General features: G+C 61.8%; 7 protein-coding genes and 1 pseudogene. 4 read left to right on the forward strand and 4 right to left on the reverse strand.

From position 1 onward, the window contains the following. Both MESS2_RS29385 and MESS2_RS31805 read right to left on the reverse strand, forming a co-directional pair. A partial coding sequence (locus MESS2_RS29385; RefSeq protein ID WP_167332472.1) for a cation efflux transmembrane domain-containing protein occupies window positions 1-256 on the reverse strand: 256 nt, incomplete at its 3' end. Between the two features lie 72 nt (window positions 257-328). Then, window positions 329-691: a TFIIB-type zinc ribbon-containing protein gene (locus tag MESS2_RS31805; protein ID WP_008878337.1), complete on the reverse strand. Its 363-nt coding sequence runs from the start codon at window positions 689-691 to the stop codon at window positions 329-331. Between the two features lie 354 nt (window positions 692-1045). Here MESS2_RS31805 and MESS2_RS29390 point away from each other — a divergent pair, with 354 nt between their 5' ends. From MESS2_RS29390 to MESS2_RS32600, 4 genes and pseudogenes are all read left to right on the forward strand, one after another. Continuing rightward, the gene (locus MESS2_RS29390) at window positions 1046-1657 is read left to right on the forward strand and encodes a recombinase family protein (protein ID WP_008878338.1); all 612 of its coding nucleotides are present in this window, start codon (window positions 1046-1048) and stop codon (window positions 1655-1657) included. Window positions 1658-1748: 91 nt separating this feature from the next. Beyond that, the gene (locus MESS2_RS29395) at window positions 1749-1985 is read left to right on the forward strand and encodes a DUF4160 domain-containing protein (protein ID WP_244440121.1); all 237 of its coding nucleotides are present in this window, start codon (window positions 1749-1751) and stop codon (window positions 1983-1985) included. Beyond that, window positions 1972-2391, forward strand: coding sequence for a DUF2442 domain-containing protein (locus MESS2_RS29400; protein WP_008878340.1), 420 nt, complete (start codon window positions 1972-1974; stop codon window positions 2389-2391). Before MESS2_RS29395 ends, MESS2_RS29400 begins: the two co-directional genes overlap by 14 nt. Window positions 2392-2562: 171 nt before the next feature. Beyond that, window positions 2563-2706, forward strand: a pseudogene (locus tag MESS2_RS32600) (transposase); the annotation flags it as partial. On the opposite strand, the gene MESS2_RS32885 reads toward MESS2_RS32600, so the two are convergent. Next, on the reverse strand, window positions 2666-3037 hold the full coding sequence (locus tag MESS2_RS32885) for a hypothetical protein (RefSeq protein ID WP_008878341.1): 372 nt from the start codon (window positions 3035-3037) through the stop codon (window positions 2666-2668). The pseudogene MESS2_RS32600 and the gene MESS2_RS32885 sit on opposite strands and share 41 nt — an antisense overlap. Window positions 3038-3103: 66 nt before the next feature. Further along, window positions 3104-3630, reverse strand: a 527-nt coding sequence (locus MESS2_RS29410; protein WP_040594364.1) for a DUF6118 family protein, incomplete at its 5' end; no start/stop codon positions are given.

The following is a 3630-nucleotide window of genomic DNA, read 5'->3' on the forward strand; positions in this document are numbered from 1 at the left end:
AACCATAGGTCTTCTGCGGCGTCGCTGGGCGTCCCGCAAAACGGATGGCGATCAGCGCCAGCACCAGACCGCCAGCGTCGGTCAGCATATGCGCCGCATCGGCGAGAAGCGCGAGACTGCCCGTCCACAAACCGCCGATCACCTCGACCGCCATGAAGGTCGTGGTGAGCGCAAGCGCGATCGTCAGCCTGCTCTTGTGCCGCCCCGCAGCGGTTCCGGAAGGGGCCGCCACCGCGTGTGGGTGCCCTGCGCCCATTGTCAATCCCCCGTTGTCATTCCATCGGCGCTGCGCTGCCAAGGCCGATCCCGTATCCTGGAGCGAACCTCGTCAGTCGAATAACCGCCCCAGAAACGATCCATGTCTGCGACTTTGACCATGGCCGCCTCCATGTTCCCCACCGTGCCCCGAACCATGACCGCTGTCGTAGCGACCCTGGGACGGATAAGGTTGCCCCTGTTGCGCCGCTGGCTGCGGCCTATAGGGCTGTGTCTGTGAGGTTTGAGCCTCTTCGCTTGCGCTGCGCTCGATGATTTTGTCTAGCTCACCGCGATCCAGCCAGACGCCCCGGCACTTGGGACAATAGTCAATCTCGATGCCTTGGCGCTCGCTCATGACGAGATCGACTTTGCAGGCAGGGCAAAGAAGCCCATGACCTTTGTCATCGGCTGCGGTATTTGCAATGTCTACCATTTCTCTCTCCTACGTTCGATGCGAAACCACGACCCAGGGGGCTTCGAGCTTTCTATATAGGTGCTCCAGCCACTAGAGGTTCAAGGCTTAAATCACTTATTTATGGCCCGCCCCTCACCGCCCTGCCGTAATCTGTGCCGGCAAACGAGGGAGAACGATGATGACGAAGCCTGCCGTTGCGGTTCTGGGTATCTTCTGCCGATCGGTTAGAGTGACGCGACGCGGCATCATATGTTACTTTATCAAAATTTGACGACGTTCAAGACTCTTTGTTTATGAATCTAGTTGAGATACATTTCCAGAGGTCAATGCAATCGCGGCCGGCGCGCCGCCTCAAACCAACGTTTAAGAAACATGCTGATCGGATATGCCCGCGTCTCCAAAGCCGATGGCTCCCAGTCCCTCGACCTGCAGCACGACGATCTGCGCGCCGCCGGCGTCGAACAGGATAACATCTATGAGGATCGCGCTTCCGGCAGTCGTGATGATCGCCCTGGTCTGGCCGCCTGCCTGAAATCCTTGCGCGCCGGCGATGTGTTGGTGGTCTGGAAGCTCGATCGCCTCGGGCGGTCGCTCGCACACCTGGTCAACACCGTGAAGGATTTATCAGACCGCAAGATCGGCCTGCGTGTGCTGACCGGAAAGGGTGCCCAGATCGACACCACGACCGCATCCGGCCGCATGGTGTTCGGAATCTTCGCCACCTTGGCCGAGTTCGAAAGGGACCTGATCCGGGAGCGCACCATGGCCGGTCTCGCCGCCGCAAGAGCGCGCGGTCGCAAGGGCGGCCGAAAATTTGCCCTCACCAAAGCGCAGGTGCGTCTGGCCCAGGCCGCCATGGCGCAGCGCGACACTTCCGTTTCCGATTTGTGCAAGGAACTCGGGATCGAGCGCGTCACTCTCTACCGATATGTCGGCCCGAAGGGTGAGCTCAGGGACTATGGAAAGCGTGTTCTCGTAGCGTAGGATTTCGCCCCTTCCGCAAACGACCCCGCCTTGGCGAGATCACCTTTCCCAAGCGCTTGGGTTTTGTTATAGTCCGCTCATGCCGACTGTCTTGCGCCTCGATGGCCTGCGCGTGGTCATCTACCCCAACGATCATCGCCCCGCGCACGTCCATGTCAGGGGAGCGGCCAGCGAAGCCGTGTTCATCCTGCATTGCCCGGATGGTCCGCCGGCGCTGCGGGAGAGCTTCGGCTTCAACACGCGCGAGCTGGGCCGGATCGCAATTGACCTGGCCGGAGCGCTGGCAACCCTATGCGCGGAATGGAGGGTGTTTCATGACCGTTACTGAGCAGGAAGTTCAACAGGCCGAAAAGCGGATGGCGGCGCTGCGGGAGAACGGCTTTGCCGTGTCCGCGCGCTACGATCGTCGCTCGGCCCGCATTGTCGTCAACCTGAGTACCGGCGTGCAGATCGCTTTCCCGTCGCGCCTGGCGGAAGGTCTTGCCGACGCCTCGCCGGCCGATCTTGCCGAAATCGAGATCACCCCGGCCGGCCTCGGCCTGCACTGGCCGAAGCTCGACGCCGATGTGTATGTGCCGGCACTCCTGCAAGGCGTCTTCGGCTCCAAGCGCTGGATGGCCGCGCAGCTCGGCGCGGCAGGCGGTCAGGCCCGATCGCGCGCCAAGACGGCGGCGGCTCGGGAGAATGGCCGCAAGGGAGGGCGGCCGCGCAAGATGGCTGGCGGCGGCCTATAGCCCGCTGCTGAAATCAACTCTGGCAATTCGCCGATCTGCTGAAGTTATTTGCGGCAATGAGCCAGAACCTCAGCGCCGGCCGGTTCTGATACGAAACTTAGCACTACTTTGGCAGATTAAGCGTTAGTCAACGATGGTCGGCAATCTTGGGCTCTTCACTAGGGGCATGGGATGGTGTACCAGGATATTGCCTTGATGGATTGGCTCAAACCGTTCGTCGAGAAACTCGGTCACAAAAAGCGGCGGCAGATGTGCCCGGTCTATATTTCGGGCCTCATCGGACCTGGTGATCGCAAGAGCATCGAGCCGATGGCGAGGCCACGTCATAGATTAGGCCAATCCGTACCTTGCCGTCGATCGGGGGCACCGATCCGGCCGCGACCAGTCTGCGACAGGTGTAGACTTCCAAATCTCCCGCACCGATGACCGTAAAGCGCCTGCGCTCGATCACGATTCCGCACTGCACGTCCAAGAACCCTTGCTTTCCATCGATCCTGAACGGCGTCAGCGCTACGGTTCGCCCGTTGGACAGCCTTATGTCGATTTCAGCACCCGCTATATCGCCCTGCGCCGAGGCGATCGAGCCGCCAGCCGGAAAGCCCGACAGAACGACCATCAGCAGGACAAGAAACGACGATCGACTCATAAGCTACTCCTAAGGTTCTCTCTCTTGGCCGGCTGCGACAGCTTGGTCGGCCGGATCGAATAACGATCATTGTGCCGGCTGCGCCGGCGCTGCCACGGTGATCGTGCAACGCTGATCCTTTTTCGCCGTGGCCGCCGCCTCGGCGCATGCGGTCAGCGCCGGCCGATTGTCCCGCACAAGATTGCTGGCCTGGATCAAGTTATTCCAACCTCCGGGGCTTCCCGACTGCATCAGCGAAATTCCCGCGTTCCAGCGATCGGCGTTCATGGCGGTCGAGGCAACGGCCATGTCAACGGGACCGGGCAGCACGCGCGGCGCGAACAGCGTCAACAGGATGCCAAGGACCAGGCCGGCCCCGCCGACGATCCACAAAAGACGATTCTGAACATGACGCTCGCACGCACTGGCGACATGCAGGGAAAGAACCCGGCCCGCGCGCTCGAGGTCGGATGCCTGGCGCTCGAGCTGCTGCGCGGCGGTGCGGACCAGGCCCTCGCCGCTGCGCTCGAGCGCAGCCGCATAGTGCTCGGCGCCGCGCTTGAGAATGGGCGACTGCTCGACGCCCTGCACGCGCTCACCGACATGGGCGAGCT

Source organism: Mesorhizobium metallidurans STM 2683, assembly GCF_000350085.1.
GTDB lineage: Bacteria > Pseudomonadota > Alphaproteobacteria > Rhizobiales > Rhizobiaceae > Mesorhizobium > Mesorhizobium metallidurans.

Excerpts from the sequence above, each read along its gene's own strand:
- MESS2_RS29390 (WP_008878338.1), top strand. The coding sequence starts at position 1,046 with ATGCTGATCGGATATGCCCGCGTCTCCAAAGCCGATGGCTCCCAGTCC.
- MESS2_RS31805 (WP_008878337.1), bottom strand. The coding sequence starts at position 691 with ATGGTAGACATTGCAAATACCGCAGCCGATGACAAAGGTCATGGGCTT.
- MESS2_RS32885 (WP_008878341.1), bottom strand. The coding sequence starts at position 3,037 with ATGAGTCGATCGTCGTTTCTTGTCCTGCTGATGGTCGTTCTGTCGGGC.
- MESS2_RS29400 (WP_008878340.1), top strand. The coding sequence starts at position 1,972 with ATGACCGTTACTGAGCAGGAAGTTCAACAGGCCGAAAAGCGGATGGCG.